The organism is Streptomyces sp. NPDC096079 (assembly GCF_040303145.1).
Taxonomy (GTDB): domain Bacteria; phylum Actinomycetota; class Actinomycetes; order Streptomycetales; family Streptomycetaceae; genus Streptomyces.
Map to the genome: position 1 here is coordinate 337,083 of NZ_JBEOST010000005.1, position 21,253 is coordinate 358,335.

Annotated in this window: 20 protein-coding genes; 12 read left to right on the forward strand and 8 right to left on the reverse strand. The window is 72.2% G+C overall.

Annotation, left to right across the window (positions count from 1 at the left end; genetic code table 11):
• Positions 1–9: 9 nt before the first annotated feature.
• The 8 genes from ABTY59_RS13890 to ABTY59_RS13925 all read left to right on the forward strand — a co-directional run bounded on the left by ABTY59_RS13890 (position 10) and on the right by ABTY59_RS13925 (position 7,879).
• Positions 10–1,221: a phosphoglycerate kinase gene (locus ABTY59_RS13890; RefSeq protein WP_352019136.1), complete on the forward strand. Its 1,212-nt coding sequence runs from the start codon at positions 10–12 to the stop codon at positions 1,219–1,221.
• A 7-nt stretch (positions 1,222–1,228) separates the two neighbouring features.
• Positions 1,229–2,005, forward strand: a complete 777-nt coding sequence (gene tpiA / locus ABTY59_RS13895; protein WP_352019137.1) for a triose-phosphate isomerase — start codon at positions 1,229–1,231, stop codon at positions 2,003–2,005.
• Positions 2,006–2,102: 97 nt separating this feature from the next.
• Complete coding sequence (gene secG / locus ABTY59_RS13900) at positions 2,103–2,333, forward strand: preprotein translocase subunit SecG (RefSeq protein WP_030205174.1); 231 nt, start codon at positions 2,103–2,105, stop codon at positions 2,331–2,333.
• A 77-nt stretch (positions 2,334–2,410) separates the two neighbouring features.
• Positions 2,411–2,746, forward strand: a complete 336-nt coding sequence (locus tag ABTY59_RS13905; protein WP_078908267.1) for an RNA polymerase-binding protein RbpA — start codon at positions 2,411–2,413, stop codon at positions 2,744–2,746.
• Positions 2,747–2,881: 135 nt separating this feature from the next.
• Entirely contained in the window at positions 2,882–4,099 is a 1,218-nt protein-coding gene (locus tag ABTY59_RS13910) for an MFS transporter (RefSeq protein ID WP_352019138.1), read from the forward strand.
• A gap of 48 nt (positions 4,100–4,147) precedes the next feature.
• The gene (pgi, locus tag ABTY59_RS13915; protein WP_403535134.1) at positions 4,148–5,809 is read left to right on the forward strand and encodes a glucose-6-phosphate isomerase; all 1,662 of its coding nucleotides are present in this window, start codon (positions 4,148–4,150) and stop codon (positions 5,807–5,809) included.
• A 4-nt stretch (positions 5,810–5,813) separates the two neighbouring features.
• Positions 5,814–6,314, forward strand: a complete 501-nt coding sequence (locus tag ABTY59_RS13920) for a PH domain-containing protein (protein ID WP_352019139.1) — start codon at positions 5,814–5,816, stop codon at positions 6,312–6,314.
• Positions 6,311–7,879, forward strand: a complete 1,569-nt coding sequence (locus ABTY59_RS13925) for a PH domain-containing protein (protein ID WP_352019140.1) — start codon at positions 6,311–6,313, stop codon at positions 7,877–7,879. Before ABTY59_RS13920 ends, ABTY59_RS13925 begins: the two co-directional genes overlap by 4 nt.
• A gap of 22 nt (positions 7,880–7,901) precedes the next feature.
• Here ABTY59_RS13925 and pgl read toward each other — a convergent pair whose 3' ends face one another.
• Genes pgl through tkt form a run of 5 tightly spaced genes read right to left on the reverse strand, consistent with a single transcriptional unit; the run spans position 7,902 to position 14,516 of the window.
• Positions 7,902–8,684 carry a 6-phosphogluconolactonase gene (gene pgl, locus ABTY59_RS13930; RefSeq protein WP_352019141.1) on the reverse strand — a complete coding sequence of 261 codons (783 nt, stop codon included), beginning with the start codon at positions 8,682–8,684 and terminating at the stop codon, positions 7,902–7,904.
• The gene (gene opcA, locus ABTY59_RS13935; RefSeq protein ID WP_352019142.1) at positions 8,681–9,739 is read right to left on the reverse strand and encodes a glucose-6-phosphate dehydrogenase assembly protein OpcA; all 1,059 of its coding nucleotides are present in this window, start codon (positions 9,737–9,739) and stop codon (positions 8,681–8,683) included. Before opcA ends, pgl begins: the two co-directional genes overlap by 4 nt.
• Positions 9,736–11,268: a glucose-6-phosphate dehydrogenase gene (gene zwf, locus ABTY59_RS13940; protein WP_352019143.1), complete on the reverse strand. Its 1,533-nt coding sequence runs from the start codon at positions 11,266–11,268 to the stop codon at positions 9,736–9,738. Before zwf ends, opcA begins: the two co-directional genes overlap by 4 nt.
• 5 nt (positions 11,269–11,273) lie before the next feature.
• Complete coding sequence (gene tal / locus ABTY59_RS13945) at positions 11,274–12,392, reverse strand: transaldolase (protein WP_352019144.1); 1,119 nt, start codon at positions 12,390–12,392, stop codon at positions 11,274–11,276.
• A gap of 36 nt (positions 12,393–12,428) precedes the next feature.
• Entirely contained in the window at positions 12,429–14,516 is a 2,088-nt protein-coding gene (gene tkt, locus ABTY59_RS13950; protein ID WP_352019145.1) for a transketolase, read from the reverse strand.
• Between the two features lie 348 nt (positions 14,517–14,864).
• Between tkt and ABTY59_RS13955 the strand changes: the two genes are divergently transcribed.
• The 4 genes from ABTY59_RS13955 to ABTY59_RS13970 all read left to right on the forward strand — a co-directional run bounded on the left by ABTY59_RS13955 (position 14,865) and on the right by ABTY59_RS13970 (position 18,393).
• On the forward strand, positions 14,865–15,812 hold the full coding sequence (locus ABTY59_RS13955; protein ID WP_352019146.1) for a heme o synthase: 948 nt from the start codon (positions 14,865–14,867) through the stop codon (positions 15,810–15,812).
• Between the two features lie 105 nt (positions 15,813–15,917).
• Positions 15,918–16,238, forward strand: coding sequence for a hypothetical protein (locus ABTY59_RS13960; protein WP_352019147.1), 321 nt, complete (start codon positions 15,918–15,920; stop codon positions 16,236–16,238).
• A 70-nt stretch (positions 16,239–16,308) separates the two neighbouring features.
• Positions 16,309–17,397, forward strand: a complete 1,089-nt coding sequence (locus ABTY59_RS13965) for an amidohydrolase family protein (RefSeq protein WP_352019148.1) — start codon at positions 16,309–16,311, stop codon at positions 17,395–17,397.
• A 75-nt stretch (positions 17,398–17,472) separates the two neighbouring features.
• Positions 17,473–18,393: an immunity 49 family protein gene (locus ABTY59_RS13970; RefSeq protein WP_352019149.1), complete on the forward strand. Its 921-nt coding sequence runs from the start codon at positions 17,473–17,475 to the stop codon at positions 18,391–18,393.
• A 68-nt stretch (positions 18,394–18,461) separates the two neighbouring features.
• On the opposite strand, the gene ABTY59_RS13975 is transcribed toward ABTY59_RS13970, so the two are convergent.
• The 3 genes from ABTY59_RS13975 to ABTY59_RS13985 form a co-directional block, all read right to left on the reverse strand.
• The gene (locus ABTY59_RS13975) at positions 18,462–19,430 is read right to left on the reverse strand and encodes a COX15/CtaA family protein (protein ID WP_352019221.1); all 969 of its coding nucleotides are present in this window, start codon (positions 19,428–19,430) and stop codon (positions 18,462–18,464) included.
• Between the two features lie 64 nt (positions 19,431–19,494).
• Positions 19,495–20,259, reverse strand: coding sequence for an ABC transporter permease (locus ABTY59_RS13980; RefSeq protein ID WP_352019150.1), 765 nt, complete (start codon positions 20,257–20,259; stop codon positions 19,495–19,497).
• Positions 20,256–21,191 carry an ABC transporter ATP-binding protein gene (locus ABTY59_RS13985; RefSeq protein WP_352019151.1) on the reverse strand — a complete coding sequence of 312 codons (936 nt, stop codon included), beginning with the start codon at positions 21,189–21,191 and terminating at the stop codon, positions 20,256–20,258. The genes ABTY59_RS13980 and ABTY59_RS13985 overlap by 4 nt, the downstream gene beginning before the upstream one ends.
• Positions 21,192–21,253: the final 62 nt, after the last annotated feature.

The following is a 21,253-nucleotide window of genomic DNA, read 5'->3' on the forward strand; positions in this document are numbered from 1 at the left end:
TGTTAACAGATGAAGACGATCGACGAGCTTCTCGAAGCCGGCGTCGCAGGCAAGCGCGTGTTCGTGCGTGCCGACCTCAACGTGCCCCTCGAAGGCACCAGGATCACCGACGACGGACGCATCCGCGCCGTCGTCCCCACGGTCAAGGCGCTGGCCGACGCGGGCGCCCGCGTCGTGGTCGCCTCGCACCTGGGCCGTCCCAAGGGCGCCCCGGACCCGGCCTTCTCGCTCGCCCCGGCCGCCGCGCGGCTCGGTGAACTCCTCGGCGCCGACGTGGCCTTCGCGACCGACACGGTCGGCGAGTCCGCGCAGGCGACCGTCGCGGGCCTCGCCGACGGCCGGGTGGCCGTCGTCGAGAACCTCCGCTTCAACGCCGGCGAGACCTCGAAGGACGACGCCGAGCGCGGCGCCTTCGCGGACCAGCTGGCGGCCCTCGCCGGCCTGTACGTCGGCGACGGCTTCGGCGCCGTGCACCGCAAGCACGCCTCGGTCTTCGACCTCCCGGCGCGCCTCCCGCACGCCGCCGGCTACCTCATCGCCACCGAGGTCGGCGTCCTGAAGAAGCTCACGGACGACGTCCGGCGGCCCTACGCGGTCGTGCTCGGCGGCGCCAAGGTCTCCGACAAGCTCGGCGTGATCGACCACCTCCTGGAGAAGGCCGACCGCATCCTCATCGGCGGCGGCATGGCGTACACCTTCCTCAAGGCCCTGGGCCACGAGGTCGGCATCTCGCTGCTCCAGGAGGACCAGATCCCGGCGGTCCTCGGCTACCTGGAGCGGGCCAAGGAGCGCGGCGTGGAGTTCGTCCTCCCCGTCGACGTCCTGGTCTCGGCCGAGTTCCCCGACCTGAAGACCAAGGCCCCGGCCCACCCCACCACGGTCGCCGCGGAGGCCATCCCGGCGGACCAGGAGGGCCTGGACATCGGTCCGGAGACCCGTAAGCTCTACGCCTCGAAGCTCGCCGACGCCGGCACCGTCTTCTGGAACGGGCCCATGGGCGTCTTCGAGCACCCCGACTACGCCGAGGGCACCAAGGCCGTCGCCCAGGCGCTCGTCGACTCCCCGGCCTTCACGGTGGTCGGCGGTGGCGACTCCGCCGCGGCCGTGCGCACCCTGGGCTTCGACGAGAAGGCATTCGGACACATCTCGACCGGCGGCGGCGCCTCCCTCGAATACCTCGAGGGCAAGAAGCTCCCCGGCCTCGTCGCACTGGAGGACTGACCCCCTTATGACCACCCGCACCCCGCTGATGGCGGGCAACTGGAAGATGAACCTCAACCACCTGGAGGCCATCGCCCACGTCCAGAAGCTCGCCTTCGCCCTGACGGACAAGGACTACGACGCCTGTGAGGTCGCCGTCCTCGTCCCCTTCACCGACCTGCGGTCCGTCCAGACCCTGGTCGACGGCGACAAGCTCAAGATCAAGTACGGCGCCCAGGACATCTCGGCGCACGACTCCGGCGCCTACACCGGCGAGATCTCGGGCCTGATGCTGTCCAAGCTGAAGGCCGCATACGTCGCCGTCGGCCACTCCGAGCGCCGCCAGTACCACGCCGAGAACGACGAGGTCTGCAACGCCAAGGTGAAGGCCGCCTTCAAGCACGGCGTCACCCCGATCCTCTGCGTCGGCGAGGGCCTGGACATCCGCAAGGCGGGCGATCAGGTCGCGTACACCCTCGCGCAGATCGACGGCGGTCTGAAGGACGTCCCGGCCGAGCAGGCCGAGACCATCGTGATCGCGTACGAGCCCGTCTGGGCGATCGGCACCGGCGAGGTCGCCACCCCCGAGGACGCCCAGGAGGTCTGCGGGGCGATCCGCGGCCGTCTCGCGGAGCTGTACTCGCAGGAGCTGGCCGACAAGGTCCGCATCCAGTACGGCGGCTCCGTCAAGGCCGGCAACGTGGCCGCGATCATGGCGCAGCCGGATGTCGACGGCGCCCTGGTGGGCGGCGCGGCGCTGGACGCCGACGAGTTCGTCAAGATCGCGCGCTTCCGCGACCAGTGAGTATGCGGTAGCGGAGTTACGTCGTACCCTTGCGGGGGTCGGGCAGGTGCCCGGCCCCCGTCCGTATAAGTCCGAGGAAGTTGGTCCAGCCGTGGTTATGGGGTTCTCGATCGCCCTGATCGTCTTCAGCGCGCTGCTGATGCTGCTCGTGCTGATGCACAAGGGGAAGGGCGGCGGCCTCTCCGACATGTTCGGAGGCGGCATGCAGTCCTCCGTCGGCGGCTCCTCGGTCGCCGAGCGGAACCTGGACCGGATCACGGTCGTGGTCGGTCTGCTCTGGTTCGCCTGCATTGTGGTACTTGGTCTCCTGATGAAGTTGGACGGGTAACTCCAATCACTGGACGCGCGTTGGGCCTTACGTAGACTGGGGCATCTTCGAGCACCATCACGCAGGGAGTTACGACCGTGGCAAGTGGCAACGCGATCCGGGGAAGCCGGGTCGGAGCGGGGCCGATGGGGGAGGCCGAGCGGGGCGAGTCGGCGCCGCGCCTCCGCATCTCCTTCTGGTGCTCGAACGGGCACGAGACGCAGCCGAGCTTCGCCAGCGACGCGGCGGTCCCGGATACCTGGGACTGCCCGCGCTGCGGCTTCCCGGCAGGTCAGGACCGGGACAACCCGCCGGACCCGCCGCGCACGGAGCCGTACAAGACCCACCTCGCCTATGTGCGTGAGCGGCGCAGCGACGCCGACGGCGAGGCCATCCTCGCCGAGGCGCTCGCCAAACTGCGCGGCGAGATCTGAAGCGTGGTGTGACGGTGTGACGAACGGGCCCTGCCCGCGAACTCGGTTCGCGGGCAGGGCCCGTTCGCGCGCCGGACTGTCAGTGGCCTCCCCTACTGTCGTGCGGACAGGGACCGACGGACCGGAGGGGGCGCCGTGGCGACGACGGAGTCCGTGGGCGGCACCAGGGCCGCGCCCGCCTGGCGGGGCGGCTTCGGACGCCTGTGGACCGCGGCCGTGGTCTCCCGCTTCGGGGACTCGCTGCGCACCGCCGCGCTGCCGCTGCTCGCCGCCTCGCTCACCGACGACCCCCTCCTCATCGCCTCCGTCACCGCCTGCGGCTTCCTGCCCTGGCTGCTCTTCGGACTGCTCGGCGGGGCCGTCGCCGACCGCGTCGACCAGCGGCGGGCCATGTGGGCCGTCGACCTCGTCCGCGGCGGACTCGTGGCCGCCTTCGCCGCCGTCGTCGCCCTCGGACACGCCACGATCGCCCTGCTGCTGCTCCTCGCCTTCGCCCTCACCGCCCTGGGGACCCTCTTCGACAACGCGGCCACCTCCCTGCTGCCCGCCCTCGTCCCCACCGAGACCCTCGCCGGGGCCAACGCCCGGCTGATGACCGGTCAGCAGCTCGCCGGCGGACTCCTCGCCGGACCCGCGGTGCCCGTCCTGCTGCTCGCCGGGCCCGCCGTCCCGTACGCGGCCGACGCCGTCACCTACGTCCTGGCCGCCCTCCTCATCGCCTCCCTGCGGACCGGGGCCCCCGAGCGGCCGCCCCGCCCGGCCGGGTCCACGCTGCGCGCCGAGACGGCCGAGGGTCTCGCCGCCCTGCGCGCGGACCGGCACCTGTGGTGGCTCTGCGTCGCCACCACCCTCTGCAACGTGGGCATGGGCGCCCTCATCGCGACCCTCGTCGTCCACGTCACCGACGGCCTCCACGCGGGGAACGCCGGATACGCCGCCACCCTCACCGCCTACGCCCTCGGAGCCGTCGCCGGAGGGCTCCTCGCCCGGTGGATCGCCGAGCGGACCGGGCGGATACGCGCCGTGTTCCTCGCCGGGACCGTCCAGGCCGGCTGCCTGGTCCTCATGGGGACGGCGACCACCCTCGCCGTCTCGATCGGGGCCATGGCGGTGTTCGGCCTGATGGGGACGGTGTGGAACGTCCAGCAGACGACCCTCATGCAGGAGCGTGCCCCCGAGGGCATGCTCGGCCGCATCGCGGCGGCCTTCCGCACCCTCGCCGTCGCGGGCGCCCCGCTCGGGGCCCTCCTCGGCGGCGCCGCGGCCGCCGGCCCGGGACCGCACACACCCGCCCTCCTCGCGGCGGCGCTGTTCGCGCTCGCCGTCGCGTCGTTGACGCCCCTGATCAATTAGGTTGGAGGTGCAGCGGGGCAGACAAGCAGTATTGAGAAGAAGTGGGCGATGTCCGAGATGACAAGCGAAGGCCGTACCAGGCTCAACCGGCTGCCCGAGTGGGCGGCCCTCGGCAAGCACCGTGAGCAGCTGGGCGACACCCATCTGCGCGAACTGTTCGCCGCAGACCCCGAGCGGGGCACCCGCGACACCCTGCGCGTCGGCGACCTCCACCTGGACTACTCCAAGCACCTCGTCACCGACGAGACGCTGACCCTGCTGCGTGAACTCGCCGCCGTCACCGGCGTCGCCGAGCTCCGCGACGCCATGTTCCGTGGCGAGAAGATCAACACCACCGAGGACCGGGCGGTCCTCCACACCGCGCTGCGCGCCCCCCGCGGAGCCGTCGTCGAGGTCGACGGGGAGAACGTGATCCCCGGCGTCCACGCCGTCCTCGACAAGATGGGAGCCTTCGCCGACAAGCTGCGCGCGGGCGAGTGGACCGGCCACACCGGCAAGCCCGTCAAGAACGTCGTGAACATCGGCATCGGCGGCTCCGACCTCGGCCCCGCCATGGCCTACGAGGTCCTGCGCTCCTACACCCGACGGGATCTGACGTTCCGTTTCGTCTCCAACGTCGACGGCGCGGACCTGCACGAGGCGGTCCGCGACCTCGACCCCGCCGAGACGCTCTTCATCGTCGCCTCGAAGACCTTCACCACCATCGAGACGATCACCAACGCCACCTCCGCCCGCGACTGGCTCCTCACCGAGCTGGGGGCCGGCCAGGAGGCCGTCGCCCGGCACTTCGTGGCCCTCTCGACCAACGCCGAGAAGGTCGAGGAGTTCGGCATCGACACCGCCAACATGTTCGAGTTCTGGGACTGGGTCGGCGGCCGCTACTCCTACGACTCCGCCATCGGCCTCTCCCTGATGGTCGCCATCGGCCCCGAGCGCTTCCGCGAGATGCTCGACGGCTTCCACCTCGTCGACGAGCACTTCCGCACCGCCCCGCCCGAGGAGAACGCCCCGCTCCTCCTCGGTCTCCTCGGCGTCTGGTACGGCGCCTTCTTCGACGCCCAGTCGCACGCGGTCCTGCCGTACTCGCACTACCTGTCCAAGTTCACCGCCTACCTCCAGCAGCTCGACATGGAGTCCAACGGCAAGTCCGTGGACCGCCAGGGCAACCGCGTCGACTGGCAGACCGGTCCCGTCGTCTGGGGCACCCCCGGCACCAACGGGCAGCACGCCTACTACCAGTTGATCCACCAGGGCACCAAGGTCATCCCGGCGGACTTCATCGGCTTCGCCCGGCCCGTCGACGACCTGCTGCCCGGCCTCGTCGCCCAGCACGACCTGCTCATGGCCAACTTCTTCGCCCAGACCCAGGCGCTCGCCTTCGGCAAGACGCCCGACGAGGTGCGCGCCGAGGGCGTCGCCGAGGAGCTCGTCCCGCACAAGACCTTCCAGGGCAACCACCCGACCACCACGATCCTCGCCGACGCGCTCACCCCGTCCGTCCTCGGCCAGCTGATCGCGCTCTACGAGCACAAGGTCTTCGTCCAGGGCGCCATCTGGAACATCGACTCCTTCGACCAGTGGGGCGTCGAGCTCGGCAAGGTCCTCGCCAAGAGGATCGAGCCGGTCCTGACCGAGGGCGAGGGAGCCGAGCAGCTCGACAGCTCCACCGCCGCGCTCGTCTCGGTCTACCGCTCGCTGCGCGGACGGTAGACCCGTGACGGGGGAGAACGCGGTGCGGCTGCGGCCGCCCAGGAACGCCGTCGACGAGCGGGCCGTCACCTGGTGGCGGGTCCAGCTGCTCGTGACCACCGCGGTCCCGGTCGTGGTCCTGGGGGTGCTCGGCGCACTGATCGGACCCGCCCGGTCCTGGCTGCTGGTCGCGGCCGGGGCCGTGGCGGCCCTGGGCCTCGCCTGCACCGCGTTCTTCCCCTCCTGGTGGTTCCGGGTGCACCGCTGGGAGGTCACCGACGACGCCGTCTACGTGCGCACCGGCGCCCTCCGGCAGGAGTGGCGGATCGCCCCGATGTCCCGGATCCAGACCGTCGACACCGTGCGCGGCCCGCTGGAGCAGGCCTTCCGGCTCGCCACCGTCACCGTCACCACCGCCTCCTCCAAGGGCGCGATCCGCATCGAGGGGCTCGACCACGAACGGGCCGCCGAGCTCGCCGAGCGGCTCACCCTCATCACCCGCGCCACACCGGGGGACGCCACATGAGCGAGGAGGAATGGCGGCGGCTCGACCCGCGCACCCTGGTCGCCGACGCCGCCGTCCTCTGCGGGGTGGCCGCCGGCGCCGCGCTCCCCGCCACGGCCGCCCTCTCCGGAGACCGGCCCCTCTGGCAGGCCGTCGCCTGGGTCCTCGCCGGTGCCGTGCTGCTCGTCCTCGCCGGCACCGCCGCCGACTGGGTCCGGCTGCGCCGCACCCGCTACCGCGTCGACCCCGAGCAGGTCGGCCTCCACACCGGGCTCCTGCTGCTCAAGCGCCGCTCCCTGGCCCGCGAGCGGATCCGCAGCGTCGACCTCACCGCCAACCCGCTCCAGCGCGTCCTCGGCCTCGTCAAGGTCCGCATCGGCACCGGTGAACACACCGGCGGAGAGTCCACCCTCGCACTCGAACTGGTCACCCGAGCCGAGGGCGAACGGCTCCGCCAGGAGCTCCTCATCCGCGCCGAGACCCCCGAGGAGCCCGGCGACGACAGCCTCCTGGCCGTCCTCGACCCGCGCTGGATCCGCTACGCCCCCGTCTCCTTCCTCGCCCCCGCCCTCGGCGGCGCCGCGGCCGGCGCCGTGCTCCAGGTCAGTGAGTGGTTCGGAGCCCGGGGCAAGGTCATCGACTGGACCGAGGACCGCTTCCGGGACGTCTCCCCGACCTGGATCGTCCTCGACCTGCTCCTGCTCGCCACCGCCGTCGGCGCCGTGGGCGCCCTCGGCGTCTGGGTCGAGACGTGGTGGAACTACCGCCTGGAGCGCGAGCCCGGCGGCACCCTGCGCGTCCGCCGCGGTCTGTTCACCGCCCGCTCGGTCACCCTGGAGGAGCGCCGTCTGCGCGGCATCGAACTCGTCGAGCCGCTCGGGGTGCGGCTGTTCGGCGCCGCCCGCGTCGACGCCGTCGCCACCGGCCTCGCCCAGGACGACGACGACAAGCACGGCGACCTGAAGAACCTGCTGCCGGCCGTCCCCCGGGAGCGTGCCGACCGGGTCGCCGCCCAGGTCCTGCGCGAGCCGGAGCCGCCGACCGGGGCGCCGCTCGCCGCCCATCCCCGGGCCGCCCGCGCCCGTCGGCTGCGCCGGGCCCTGTGGGGCGCCCTCGGGCCCGCTGCCGTCCTGGCCCTCCTGGGCCTGTTCCTCACGCCGGTCCTGCTGTACGTGGCGGCCGGCTGCGCCCTCGTCCTCACCCCCGTCGCGGTGCTCCTCGCGCTCGACGCGTACCGCGGACTCGGACACGGCGTCAGCGGCGCCTATCTGGTGACCCGTTCGGGCACCGTCCGCCGGACGACCGTCGCCCTCCAGCGCTCCGGGGTCATCGGCTGGACCGTCAGGCAGTCGTTCTTCCAGCGCCGCGCCGGGGTCCTGACCGTCACCGCCACCACGGCGGCGGGGGCGGGCGGCTACGACGTGTACGACACGGGGGAGAGCCAGGGCCTCGTGTTCGCCGCCGAGGCCGTGCCCGGGCTCCTCGCGCCCTTCCTGGAACCCGCTGACACACCCGCGGACACCTCCGCGGACACCCGGGTACAGCAGCCCGCGCACACGCCGGAGGCCCGGCCCACCGAGCGGTGAACCGGGCCTCCGTACAGGTCGATCAGGCCGAGGCCGGCGGATACAGGCTCCGCGGCAGCTCCGACGCCGCTGCGGCGTCCAGCAGCCACAGCGTCCGCGCGCGGCCGCGGGCACCGGCCGCCGGGGCCTGCACCTCGCCCGCGCCCGACAGCGCGATCGCCGCCGCCTTCGCCTTGTCCTCGCCGGCCGCGAGCAGCCAGACCTCCTTGGCCGCCCGGATCGCCGGGAGCGTCAGCGAGACGCGGACCGGCGGCGGCTTCGGCGCGCCGTGCACCCCGACCACCGTCCGCTCGGTCTCCCGGACGGCCGGCAGCTCGGGGAAGAGCGAGGCCACGTGCGTGTCCGGGCCGACGCCCAGCATCAGCACGTCGAAGGTCGGCACCCCGCCGTGGTCACCGGGACCCGCGGCGGCGGCCAGCTCCGCCGCGTACGCGGCCGCGGCGGCGTCGACGTCGGAGCCGTACGGACCGTCCGAGGCCGGCATGGCGTGCACCCGCGCCGGGTCGAGCGGCACCCGGTCGAGCAGCGCCGCACGGGCCTGCGTGACGTTCCGCTCGGGGTCGCCCTCGGGCAGGTACCGCTCGTCACCCCACCACAGGTCGAGCCGCGACCAGTCGACCGCGTCCCGTGCGGGCGCCGAACCGAGCGCCGCGAGCAGGCCGTTGCCGTTGCGGCCGCCGGTCAGCACGACCGAGGCGGAGCCACGGGCGGCCTGGGCGTCCACGATCCGGGTGATGAGCCGGGCCGCGGCGGCCTCGGCCATCAGCTCCTTGTCGCGGTGGACGACCAGCTGGGGGGTGCTCACTTGGCGCCCGCCTTCTTGGCCGGGGCCTTCTTCGCGGCGGGCTTGGCGGCGGGGGCCGTCTCCACGACGGTCTCCACCTCGGTCTCCACCACCGTGTCGACGACGGTCTCGGGGGCGGTGGTCGCCGCCTCCTCGTCGAGCCGCTCCACGCCGAACCGCAGCGCCGTCGCGTAGGTGTCGTCCGGGTCGAGCCGGCGCAGCTCCTCCGCGATCAGCTCGGCGGTGTCGCGGCGCTTGAGGGCCACCGCGCGGTTCGGCTGCCCCTGGATGGAGAGCGTCGCGAGCGAGCCGTCCGGCCGGTCGAGGACGATCGGTCCCGAGCTGGTCTCCATCCGTACGGAGGTGAGACCGGGACCCGCCGACTTCGAGCGCCGCACGGGCACCTTCAGCCGGTCCGCGAGCCACATCGCGAGCAGCTCGACGCTGGGGTTGAACTCCTCGCCCTCCACCTCGGCGGAGGTCACCTCGCACACGACCTGGTCGAGCGCGGCGGCCAGCATCGAACGCCACGGCGTGATCCGGGTCCACGAGAGGTCCGTGTCGCCCGGGGTGTACGCGTCCGCGCGCGCGGTCAGCTCCTGGATGGGCTGCTCGGCGGCGTACGTGTCGGTCACCCGGCGCTGGGCGAGGGCGCCCAGCGGGTCGTTCGCCGGGTCGGACGGCGCGTTCACCGGCCACCAGACGACGACGGGGGCGTCCGGGAGGAGCAGCGGCAGCACCACCGACTGGGCGTGGTCGACGACCTCGCCGTACAGCCGGAGCACCACCGTCTCGCCGGTGCTCGCGTCGGCGCCGAGGCGGACCTCGGCGTCGAGCCGCGCCTTGGCGCGGTCCCGCGGGGAGCGGGAGACCCTCTTGATGACGACGAGGGTCCGCGAGGGGTGCTCGCGGGACGCCTCGTTGGCCGCCTTCAGCGCGTCGTAGGCGTTCTCCTCGTCGGTGACGATCACGAGGGTGAGCACCATGCCGACGGCCGGGGTGCCGATCGCCCGCCGCCCGAGCACCAGCGCCTTGTTGATCTTGGAGGACGTGGTGTCCGTCAGGTCGGTCTTCATGGCCGGCGCCAGCTCCTGCCGTCTCGTGCGAGCATCTCGTCCGCCTCGACCGGACCCCAGGTCCCGGACTGGTACTGCGCGGGCTTGCCGTGCTTGTCCCAGAACTGCTCGATCGGGTCGAGGATCTTCCAGGACAGCTCGACCTCCTCGACGCGCGGGAAGAGGTTCGAGTCGCCGAGCAGGACGTCGAGGATGAGCCGCTCGTACGCCTCGGGGCTGGACTCCGTGAAGGACTCGCCGTACGCGAAGTCCATGGACACGTCCCGGATCTCCATCTGGGTGCCGGGCACCTTGGAGCCGAACCGCACCGTCACGCCCTCGTCCGGCTGGACCCGGATCACGATGGCGTTGCGGCCGAGTTCCTCGGTCGCGGTGTGGTCGAAGGGGGAGTGCGGGGCGCGCTGGAAGACGACCGCGATCTCGGTGACGCGGCGGCCCAGGCGCTTGCCGGTCCGCAGGTAGAACGGGACGCCCGCCCAGCGGCGGTTGTCGATCTCCAGCTTGACGGCCGCGTAGGTGTCGGTCTTCGACTGGGGGTCGATGCCGTCTTCCTGGAGGTAGCCGACGGCCTTCGCGCCGCCCTGCCACCCGGCCGCGTACTGGCCGCGGACCGTGGACTTGCCCAGGTCCCTGGGCAGCTTCACGGCGCCGAGGACCTTGGTCTTCTCGGCGGCCAGCGCGTCGGCGTCGAAGGAGGCGGGCTCCTCCATCGCGGTCAGCGCGAGCAGCTGGAGCAGGTGGTTCTGGATGACGTCACGGGCGGCGCCGATGCCGTCGTAGTAGCCGGCGCGGCCGCCGATGCCGATGTCCTCGGCCATGGTGATCTGCACGTGGTCGACGTACGACCGGTTCCAGATCGGCTCGAAGAGGGTGTTGGCGAAGCGGAGCGCCAGGATGTTCTGGACGGTCTCCTTGCCGAGGTAGTGGTCGATCCGGAAGACCGCGTCGGGCGGGAAGACCTCGTGGACGACCTCGTTGAGCTCCTTGGCGGAGACCAGGTCGTGGCCGAAGGGCTTCTCGATGACCGCGCGGCGCCAGGAGCCGTCCTTCTGGTCGGCGAGACCGTGCTTCTTGAGCTGCTGGACGACCAGCGGGAAGAACTTCGGCGGCACGGAGAGGTAGAAGGCGAAGTTGCCGCCCGTTCCCTGTGCCTTGTCGAGCTCCTCGATCGTGGTCTTGAGCTGCTCGAAGGCCGTGTCGTCGTCGAAGTCGCCCTGGACGAACCGCATGCCCTGGATCAGCTGCTGCCACACCTCCTCGCGGAAGGGGGTGCGCGCGTGCTGCTTGACGGCCTCGTAGACCTCCTGGGCGAAGTCCTCGTCCGCCCACTCGCGGCGGGCGAAGCCGACGAGCGAGAAGCCCGGCGGCAGCAGGCCGCGGTTGGCCAGGTCGTAGACGGCAGGCATCAGCTTCTTACGGGACAAATCGCCCGTGACGCCGAAGATCACCAGGCCCGACGGCCCCGCGATGCGCGGGAGCCGTCGGTCTGCGGCGTCACGGAGCGGGTTGGCTCCGTGGACTGCGCTCAAAGTGGTTACGCCTCCGAAGATCCGCGGCGCGCCAGCTCCGCCTCGGTGGACTTGAGCAGGTCGTTCCAGGACGCCTCGAACTTCTCGACGCCCTCGTCCTCCAGGAGCTGCACGACGTCGTCGTAGCTGATGCCCAGCTTCTCGACGGCGGCCAGCTCGGCCCGCGACTGGTCGTAGGTGCCGCGGATGGTGTCGCCGGTGACCTCGCCGTGGTCGGCGGTGGCCTCCAGGGTGGCCTCCGGCATGGTGTTGACCGTGCCGGGGGCGACCAGGTCCACGACGTACAGCGTGTCCTTGTACGCCGGGTCCTTGACGCCGGTCGAGGCCCACAGCGGACGCTGCTTGTTGGCCTGCGCCTTGTCGAGGGCGGCCCAGCGGTCCGAGGAGAAGACCTCCTCGAACGCCTCGTAGGCCAGACGGGCGTTGGCCAGGGCGGCCTTGCCCTTGAGCGCCTTGGCCTCGTCGGTGCCGATGCCGTCCAGGCGCTTGTCGATCTCCGTGTCCACGCGGGAGACGAAGAAGGAGGCCACCGAGTGGATCTTGGAGAGGTCCAGGCCGCGCTCGCGGGCCTTCTCCAGGCCCGCCAGGTAGGCGTCCATCACGGCGCGGTAGCGCTCCAGCGAGAAGATCAGCGTGACGTTGACGCTGATGCCCAGGCCGATGACCTCGGTGATCGCCGGCAGGCCCGCCTTGGTCGCCGGGATCTTGATCAGGGTGTTGGGGCGGTCCACCAGCCAGGCCAGCTGCTTGGCCTCGGCGATGGTCGCGGCCGTCTCGTGCGCGAGACGCGGGTCGACCTCGATGGAGACCCGGCCGTCCTGGCCGTCCGTCGCGTCGAAGACCGGCCGCAGGATGTCGGCGGCGTCACGGACGTCCGCCGTCGTGATCATGCGGATGGCCTCGTCGACGGTCACCTTGCGGGCGGCGAGGTCGACGAGCTGCTGCTCGTAGCCGTCACCCGAGGAGATGGCCTTCTGGAAGATCGACGGGTTCGTGGTCACACCGACCACGTGGCTCTGGTCGATGAGCTCGGCCAGGTTGCCGGACGTGATCCGCTTGCGCGAGAGGTCGTCCAGCCAGATCGCGACGCCTTCGTCGGAGAGGCGCTTGAGAGCGTCTGTCATGAGAATTGCATCTCCATTAAGTCGTACGTATGGACGTCAGCGCGCGGCGGCGGCCACGGATTCCCGCGCGGCGGCGACGATCGCCTCCGGCGTGAAGCCGAACTCACGGAAGAGGACCTTCGCGTCCGCCGAGGCACCGAAGTGCTCAAGGGAGACGATCCGGCCGGCGTCACCGACGTACTTGTGCCAGGTGAGACCGATACCGGCCTCGACCGCGACCCGGGCCTTCACCGACGGCGGCAGGACCGAGTCCTTGTACGCCTGGTCCTGCTCCTCGAACCACTCCACGCACGGCATCGAGACCACACGGGTCGGGACGCCGGCGGCCTGGAGCTGCTCGCGGGCCTCGACGGCCAGGTGCACCTCGGAACCCGTGGCGATCAGCACGACCTCGGGCGAGCCGCCCTCGGCGTCGAAGAGCACGTACCCGCCCTTGACGGTGTCCTCGTTCGGCGCGTACGTCGGCACGCCCTGGCGGGTCAGCGCGAGGCCGTGCGGGGCCCCCTTGCCGAACACCTTGGTGTGGCGCTGCATGATCTCGCGCCAGGCGATCGCCGTCTCGTTGGCGTCGGCCGGACGGACCACGTTCAGACCCGGGATCGCGCGCAGCGAGGCCAGGTGCTCCACCGGCTGGTGCGTCGGGCCGTCCTCGCCCAGACCGATCGAGTCGTGGGTCCAGACGTACGTCACGGGCAGGTGCATCAGCGCGGACAGGCGCACCGCGTTGCGCATGTAGTCGGAGAACACCAGGAAGGTGCCGCCGTAGACGCGCGTGTTGCCGTGCAGCGCGATGCCGTTCATCTCCGCGGCCATGGAGTGCTCGCGGATGCCGAAGTGGATCGTGCGGCCGTACTTGTCGGCCTCCGGCAGCGGGTTGCCCTCGGGCAGGAACGACGAGTCCTTGTCGATCGTCGTGTTGTTGGAGCCGGCGAGGTCGGCCGAGCCGCCCCACAGCTCCGGGATGACCGCGCCGAGCGCCTTGAGGACCTGGCCCGAGGCGGCACGGGTGGCGACACCCTTGCCCGGCTCGAAGACCGGGAGCTTCTCGGCCCAGCCGGCCGGCAGCTCGTTCGCCTGGATGCGGTCGAACTCGGCGGCGCGCTCCGGGTTGGCCGTGCGCCACTCGGCGAGCGACTTCTCCCAGGCGGCGCGGGCCTCGCGGCCGCGGTCGCCCAGCGAACGGGTGTGCGCGATGACCTCGTCGGTGACCTCGAAGGTCTGCTCCGGGTCGAAGCCCAGGACGCGCTTGGTGGCCGCGATCTCCTCGTCGCCGAGCGCCGAGCCGTGCGCGGCCTCGGTGTTCTGCGCGTTCGGGGCGGGCCAGGCGATGATCGAGCGCATCGCGATGAACGAGGGACGCTCGGTCTCCGCCTCGGCGGCCCTGACCGCCGCGTACAGCGCGGCCGGGTCCAGGTCGCCGTTCGCCTGCGGCTCCACGCGCTGGACGTGCCAGCCGTAGGCCTCGTACCGCTTCATCGTGTCCTCGGACACGGCCGTCTCGGTGTCGCCCTCGATCGAGATGTGGTTGTCGTCCCACAGCAGGATCAGGTTGCCGAGCTTCTGGTGGCCGGCGAGCGAGGACGCCTCCGCGGAGATGCCCTCCTGCAGGCAGCCGTCACCGGCGATCACGTAGATCCGGTGGTCGAACGGCGAGGTGCCGTCCGCGGCCTCCGGGTCGAACAGGCCGCGCTCGTAGCGGGCGGCCATCGCCATGCCCACGGCGTTGGCGACACCCTGGCCCAGCGGGCCCGTGGTGGTCTCGACGGCGGCGGTGTGACCGTACTCCGGGTGGCCGGGGGTCTTCGAACCCCAGGTGCGGAAGGCCTTCAGGTCGTCCAGCTCAAGCCCGAAGCCACCCAGGTACAGCTGGGTGTAGAGGGTCAGGGACGAGTGTCCCGCGGAGAGGACGAACCGGTCGCGCCCGACCCACTCGGGGTCCGCCGGGTCGTGCCGCATCACCTTCTGGAAGAGGGTGTACGCGGCGGGCGCCAGGCTCATCGCCGTACCGGGATGGCCGTTGCCGACCTTCTGTACGGCGTCCGCGGCCAGGATGCGGGCGGTGTCGACAGCCCGCTGGTCCAACTCGGTCCACTCGAGGTCTGTGGTGGTCGGCTTAGTGCTCACCCTGGGTCAGGGCTCCTCTCCACATGTCTGAAGCCGGTGACTGAGGGTGTACCGGCGTTGTCGAGCCTACCCCCGCGGAACGCCCCTCTTTTCGTGTCCATGCCCCTCAAATGAGCGGAGAAATGAAAGGACACAGCAAGAGTGCCGGTGGTCGTGGGAGTTCGCCTCCCGAGCCACGCCCACGGCCGCCCGCGAACCGTGTCCACCCCTTGGGACGTACCGCACCAACACGACCCCACCCCCGCGAAGATCGGCGTCTGGGCAACGTCTACAGTGGCGTGGTACGCGCAAGCTTTACCCCGTCTTCACCCGGGGAGCTTGCTGGGAATTTCTCTGTCAGGGGTGTGCGTGACGGCCGTCGAGTCCCGACCCGCAGGGGTCGTCTTGACTCCCAGCCCGGGGGGCCATCGGCCGTTCGGGGCCCGCGTCAAGGCATTCGTGGCGCTGACCAAGCCGCGGATCATCGAGCTGCTGCTCATCACGACCGTTCCGGTGATGTTCCTCGCCGAGCAGGGCGTGCCCGACCTGTGGCTGGTGCTCGCCACCTGCTTCGGCGGCTACCTCTCCGCGGGCGGCGCGAACGCGCTGAACATGTACATCGACCGGGACATCGACGCGCTGATGGAGCGCACCTCGCAGCGCCCGCTCGTCACCGGCGTGCTCACGCCGCGCGAGGGACTGGTCTTCGGACTCAGCCTCGCGGTGATCTCCACGCTCTGGTTCGGCCTGCTCGTCAACTGGCTGTCCGCCGCCCTCTCGCTCGGCGCGCTCCTCTTCTACGTCGTGGTCTACACGATGATCCTGAAGCGGCGCACCGCGCAGAACATCGTGTGGGGCGGCATCGCCGGCTGCCTTCCGGTGCTCATCGGCTGGTCGGCCGTGACCGACTCGATGTCGTGGGCCGCGGTCATCCTCTTCCTCGTCATCTTCTTCTGGACGCCGCCGCACTACTGGCCGCTGTCGATGAAGGTGAAGGACGACTACGCCCGCGCGGGCGTGCCCATGCTGCCGGTGCTCGCCTCCAACAAGGTCGTGGCCAAGCAGATCGTCGTCTACAGCTGGGTGATGGTCGCCGTCTCCCTGCTGCTCACCCCGCTGGGCTACACCGGCTGGTTCTACACCGCCGTGGCCCTGCTCACCGGCGGCTGGTGGCTCTGGGAGGCGCACGCGCTCCTCAACCGCGCCAAGGCGGAGGTCACCGGCGCCAAGCTCAAGGAGATGCGCCTCTTCCACTGGTCCATCACCTATGTGTCGCTGCTCTTCGTGGCGGTCGCGGTGGACCCCTTCCTGCGCTGAGACAACCGCTCATCTGATCGTGTACGGCCGACGGCCGGGCCACGTGGGACAGCCCACACGGCCCGGCCGTCGCCACCGGATCTACCCCTCGGTAGCATCCGTGTCATGGCAGAAACGAAGAAGGAAGAGCGCAAGGCCGCCAGGCTCGCCAAGGAGATCCAGGCCTTCTCCAAGGCGCACGGCGGCTCCGAGGGCCACCTCGCGCACATCGGCCAGGCGGGCACCCGGATCGTCCTGGTCGGCACGGACGGCGGCTGGGGCGACCTCGTCGCGCCGAGCCACGCGGTCGCGCAGCAGGCCGCCGAGAAGGCCGGTCTGACCCTCCACGAGGAGTTCGACGGCGAGTTCGCCGCCAAGGTCGAAACCGGTCCGTACGAGTGGTCCCGGATGGCCGGCATCCAGATCGGCGGCGCCTCGCACAGCTGAGGCAACAACCTCGCGCGGGGCTCACCCGTTAGGACGTGTGGAGACACGTCCACACAGGGAGCCCCCCGAGATGATCGACACGCCGAACCTGGTGGACCAGTACTGCCACGGGGTGCTCCGCACGGAGCTCGGCCTCGGCACCTTCGAGGCCCACCTCGGCGCCCAGCTGGGCAGCCGGCCGGACGGGAGCGCCGCACGCCCCGCCGCCGGCACCACCTTCTTCGACACCCAGACCGGCTTCGCGGTCCGCCGCTGGTGCCCGCCGCTCCTCGGTCTGGAGCCGCACTGCCCGCCCGCCCGGTACCTCGCCCGCCGCCGGGAGCTCGGCGCCGCCGAGGCCGGCCGCCGGCTGCTCCGGGCCTCCGGGATCTCCACCTATCTGGTCGACACCGGCCACCCCGGCGACCTCACGCCCCCCGCCGAGCTCGGCGCCGCGGGCGCCGCCGAGGTCCACGAGATCGTCCGCCTCGAATCCCTCGCCGAACAGGTGGCCGACACCTCCGGAACCGTCGAGGCCCTCCTCGCCGACCTCGCCGAGGCCGTCCACGGCGCGGCCGCCGGCGCCGTGGCCTTCGCCTCCTCCGCCTTCGCCTCCGCGCGTGCGCCCGAGCCGCCCGGCCCCGGAGAGGTACGAGGAGCCGCCGGGCGCTGGCTGGCCGGCCGCCCGGCCGGCGGCCGGCTCACCGACCCCGTCCTGCTCCGCCACCTGCTGTGGATCGCGGTGACGGCCGGGCGCCCCCTCCAGCTGCACACGGGGGACCCGGCCGCCCTGAACGGCTTCGCCGCCGCCACCGCGGGGCTCGGCACCGACCTGGTGCTGCTGCACCGCTACCCGTACCACCGCGCCGCCGCGCACCTCACCGGACTTCACCCGCACGTGTACGCCGACCTCGGCCCCGTGCTCGCCCACACGGGGGCCCGGGCGGCGGCCGTCCTCGCCGAGGTCCTGGAGCGCGCGCCGTTCGGCAAGCTGCTGTTCTCCAGCGGCGCCCGGGGCCTGCCCGAGCTCCACGTGGTCGCGGCCGGCTCGTTCCGCGCGGCGCTCACCCGGGTGCTGGGCGAGTGGGTCATGGACGGCGCCTGGTCCCGTACGGACGCGCAGCGGGTGGCGGCGATGATCGCGGCGGGGAACGCGCGACGGGTGTACCGGCTGGGGTGAGCCGGGCGGCACGGGCTGTCGGTCCCGGTTGGTAGCGTTCCCGGGCAAGATCGAACGGAGCAGGGGGAGCGACGCATGCGCGAAGCGGCACGGCACGAGATCGACGGGACGAGGATCGCGAGGGCACTGGAGGATGCCCGGCGGCTGGCCTTCGACCGCTGGCACGACCTCAGGTACGGCGGCATGTCGCTGTCGCGGCTCGGAGAGCTGCGCGACGAGCTCCTCGACCACGTCGGGGCCCGCACCCTGGAGGAGGACCCCGCGCTCGTCGCGGACTCCTCGCGGGCGGCCCTGCTCACCGCCGCCGAGTGCGCCCTCGGTGTGCTGGGCATCGGGTGCTTCCCCGACGGCGACTGGGACGTCCCGCTGCCCGTCGCCGACGAGACGCTCTCCAGCGACGACCAGCTCTTCGACGAGGGCCGGGACCGGGGGCACCGGGTGCCCACCGCCCGGACGTGGACCGAGGCGTTCGGGCTGTGCCTGATCAGCGGGCTGATCCGGGAGCGGCGCCGGGTGATCGGCCCGCTGCTCCGGGAGGACTACGCCCCCGCGATCCGCTCCGGGGTCCCCTACTCGCGGTTCGACTCGGTGTCGGAGCCCGCGGACCTCGCCGAGATGGACGCGCTGTGCGCGTACCTGACCGTCGCGAGCGGGCCGTACCCCGGCGCCGTGTCCGGGCCCGTCCCGGTGCGCCGGCCCGACGCGGAGGAGCGCGCGGACGCGGCCCGGGCGCTCGACGGGGCCGGAGCGCTCGGCCCCGACCAGCGGCTGCTGCGCGTGCTGCTCGACGACGACCGCGAGGCCTTCGAGCAGGCGCTCGCGGAGCGGCTGGAGGAGCACCGCGCGAGCGTCGGAGCCGATCCCGCGCCGAGGACCCTGCTGCCGGTGGGCGCCGTCGCGCTGGCCGCCCTCGCGCATCTCGCGCACGGCTGGGAGCCGGGCGTCCGCTCCGGATATCTGCCCGAGGCGCTGCTGCGCGCGCCGCTGTCCGCATAGACGGAACCGCCGGCTCCCCGCGAGGGGGGCCGGCGGTTCCGGACGGCCGTGGACCCGGTCGTGGCGGTTCAGGCGGTCGCGAGCTCGGGGTCGGTCTGGGCCGGGATCTCCGGGGCGGCGACCGGGCGCTCGCGCAGGCTCAGGGCGAGGCGCAGGACCGCGATCCACATCAGCGAGGAACCGAGCATGTGGGCGGCGACCAGGAGCTCGGGGACCCCGGTGAAGTACTGCACGTAACCGATCGCCCCCTGCGCGAGGAGCACGATCAGCAGGTCGCGGGCGCGGGCCCTGGTGTCGTCCGGGGCGTCCACGACACGCAGGACCAGCCACATGGCGAGCGCGAGGGCGCAGACGACCCAGGCGGCGATCGCGTGGATGTGCGCGGCGTTCGTCCAGTCCCACGGCATGCGCGGGACGTCGCTGCTGTCGCCGGCGTGCTTGCCGGCGCCCGTCACCGTCGTGCCGAGCACGATCAGCAGGGCGGAGGCGACCGTGATCGCCCAGGACAGCTTCCGGACCGGGCGGGGGACGCGCGGACGGGGGGCGGTGTCGCCCTCCCCGGTACGGTGCCAGGTGATGACGGCGACCGTGAGCAGGGAGTTCGCGGCGAGGAAGTGTCCGGCGACCGTCCACGGGTTGAGGCCCATCCACACCGTGATGCCGCCGATGACGGCGTTGCTCATCACGATCCAGAACTGGGCCCAGCCGAGGCGGGTGAGTCCGCGCCGCCAGGGCTTGGTGGAGCGGGCGGCGACGATCGCCCAGCCGACCGCGGCCGACAGGACGTACGTCAGCATCCGGTTGCCGAACTCGATCACGCCCCGGTAGCCCTGCTCGGGCGTCACGATGAGGCTGTCGTCCGTGCACTTCGGCCAGGTGTCGCAGCCGAGACCGGAGCCGGTCAGCCGGACCGCGCCGCCCGTGACGATGATGAGCACGCTCATCACGACGGCGGCGAGCGCGGCGCGCCGGAGCGTCCGGGGGGACGGGGTCCAGCGCTGGGCGATGGAGGCGAGGGGGGTCTGCACGGGCCCTATCGTAGGACGGCGCTTGTGCGCGCTTTCACGAGGGGGGCGTATATGGCGGAACGGAACCTTACGGTTACTCCCAGCGGAAGAACCGGGCCGCCGCGCCGAGCCCCAGGACCGCCCAGACGGCCAGGATCAGCGCGTCGCCCCACGGCATCGAGGCCCCGCCCGCGAGCACGTCGCGCAGGCCGTCGGAGAGCGCCGCGATCGGGAGCAGCGCGAGCACGTCGCCGGCGGCGCCGAACCGCTCCAGCGGGACGATGACCCCGCCGCCCACCAGGAGCAGCAGGAAGACCAGGTTCGCGGCGGCCAGGGTGGCCTCGGCCTTCAGGGTGCCGGCCATCAGCAGGCCGAGCCCGGAGAAGGCGGCCGTGCCGAGGACCAGGAGCACCAGGACGGACAGCGGGTCGCCCTGCGGGGACCAGCCGAGGGCCAGGGCGATCGCGGTCAGGAGCGCCACCTGGAGGACCTCGGTGACCAGGACGGCGAGCGTCTTGGCGGTCATGAGCGCCCAGCGGGGGAGCGGTGAGGCGCCCAGGCGCTTGAGCACCCCGTACCGCCGCTCGAAGCCGGTCGCGATGGCCTGGCCGGTGAAGGCGGTGGACAGCACGGCGAGCGCGAGGACGCCGGGGGCCAGGAAGTCGACGGCCTCGTCCGTGCCGGTGTCGACGATGTCCACGGTGGAGAACAGCACCAGGATCAGCGAGGGGATGATCACCGTCAGGAGCAGCTGCTCGCCGTTGCGCAGCAGCATCCTGGTCTCCAGGGCGGTCTGCGCGGCGATCATCCGCCCGACGGGGGCGGCCCCCGGCTTCGGCGCGTACGTACCGGTGCTCATCCGCGCAGCTCCTTGCCGGTCAGTTCGAGGAAGACGTCTTCGAGGGTGTGGCGTTCGACGGAGATGCCGTCGGGCATGACGCCGTGCTGGGCGCACCAGGTGGTGACCGTGGCGAGCAGCTGGGGGTCGACGGTGCCGGTGATGCGGTACGTGCCGGGGAGCGGTTCCGCGGCGGCCGAGCCGTCCGGCAGCGCCTTGAGCAGGGAGCCCAGGTCGAGGCCGGGGCGGCCGGTGAAGCGCAGGGTGTTCTCGGCGCCGCCGCGGCACAGCTCCTCGGGGCTGCCCTGCGCGGCGACCCGGCCCGCGTCGACGATGGCGACGTCGTCGGCGAGCTCCTCGGCCTCCTGCATGAAGTGGGTGGTGAGGACGACGCTCACGCCGTCGGCGCGCAGCTCCCGCACGAGGTCCCAGGTGGCGCGGCGGGCCTGCGGGTCGAGTCCGGCGGTGGGCTCGTCGAGGAAGACGAGCTCGGGGCGGCCGACGACGGCCATGGCGAGCGCGAGGCGCTGCTGCTGGCCGCCGGAGAGCCGCCGGTAGGTGGTGCGGCCGCAGGAGCCGAGGCCGAGCCGCTCGATCAGCGCGTCGACGTCCAGCGGGTGGGCGTGCAGCTTCGCCATGTGGCGGAGCATCTCGTCGGCGCGGGCGCCGGAGTAGACGCCGCCGGACTGGAGCATCACGCCGATCCTGGGGCGCAGGGCGGCGGCGTCGGCGACCGGGTCGAGGCCGAGGACGCGGACGGTGCCGGCGTCGGGCCTGCGGTAGCCCTCGCAGGTCTCGATGGTGGTGGTCTTGCCGGCCCCGTTGGGACCGAGGACGGCGGTGACGGTGCCCGCGCGGACGTCGAGGTCGAGGCCGTCGACGGCGGTCTTGTTTCCGTACCGCTTGAGCAGGCCGCGTACCTGGACGACGCTGCCGACGGACTCGATTGACATGCCCGGAAGTCTAGAGAGCCCGTCGGGGGCCTCGGCGCGCGGGGCGCCGGATTCATCCCACC

What these genes read in the sequence shown, in the direction of transcription:
- pgi (WP_403535134.1), top strand. Translation starts at nt 4,148, where the DNA reads ATGTCCGAGATGACAAGCGAAGGCCGTACCAGGCTCAACCGGCTGCCC.
- ABTY59_RS13925 (WP_352019140.1), top strand. Translation starts at nt 6,311, where the DNA reads ATGAGCGAGGAGGAATGGCGGCGGCTCGACCCGCGCACCCTGGTCGCC.
- secG (WP_030205174.1), top strand. Translation starts at nt 2,103, where the DNA reads ATGGGGTTCTCGATCGCCCTGATCGTCTTCAGCGCGCTGCTGATGCTG.
- ABTY59_RS13960 (WP_352019147.1), top strand. Translation starts at nt 15,918, where the DNA reads ATGGCAGAAACGAAGAAGGAAGAGCGCAAGGCCGCCAGGCTCGCCAAG.
- ABTY59_RS13970 (WP_352019149.1), top strand. Translation starts at nt 17,473, where the DNA reads ATGCGCGAAGCGGCACGGCACGAGATCGACGGGACGAGGATCGCGAGG.
- ABTY59_RS13985 (WP_352019151.1), bottom strand. Translation starts at nt 21,191, where the DNA reads ATGTCAATCGAGTCCGTCGGCAGCGTCGTCCAGGTACGCGGCCTGCTC.
- tpiA (WP_352019137.1), top strand. Translation starts at nt 1,229, where the DNA reads ATGACCACCCGCACCCCGCTGATGGCGGGCAACTGGAAGATGAACCTC.
- ABTY59_RS13890 (WP_352019136.1), top strand. Translation starts at nt 10, where the DNA reads ATGAAGACGATCGACGAGCTTCTCGAAGCCGGCGTCGCAGGCAAGCGC.
- ABTY59_RS13980 (WP_352019150.1), bottom strand. Translation starts at nt 20,259, where the DNA reads ATGAGCACCGGTACGTACGCGCCGAAGCCGGGGGCCGCCCCCGTCGGG.
- opcA (WP_352019142.1), bottom strand. Translation starts at nt 9,739, where the DNA reads ATGAAGACCGACCTGACGGACACCACGTCCTCCAAGATCAACAAGGCG.
- ABTY59_RS13965 (WP_352019148.1), top strand. Translation starts at nt 16,309, where the DNA reads ATGATCGACACGCCGAACCTGGTGGACCAGTACTGCCACGGGGTGCTC.
- tal (WP_352019144.1), bottom strand. Translation starts at nt 12,392, where the DNA reads ATGACAGACGCTCTCAAGCGCCTCTCCGACGAAGGCGTCGCGATCTGG.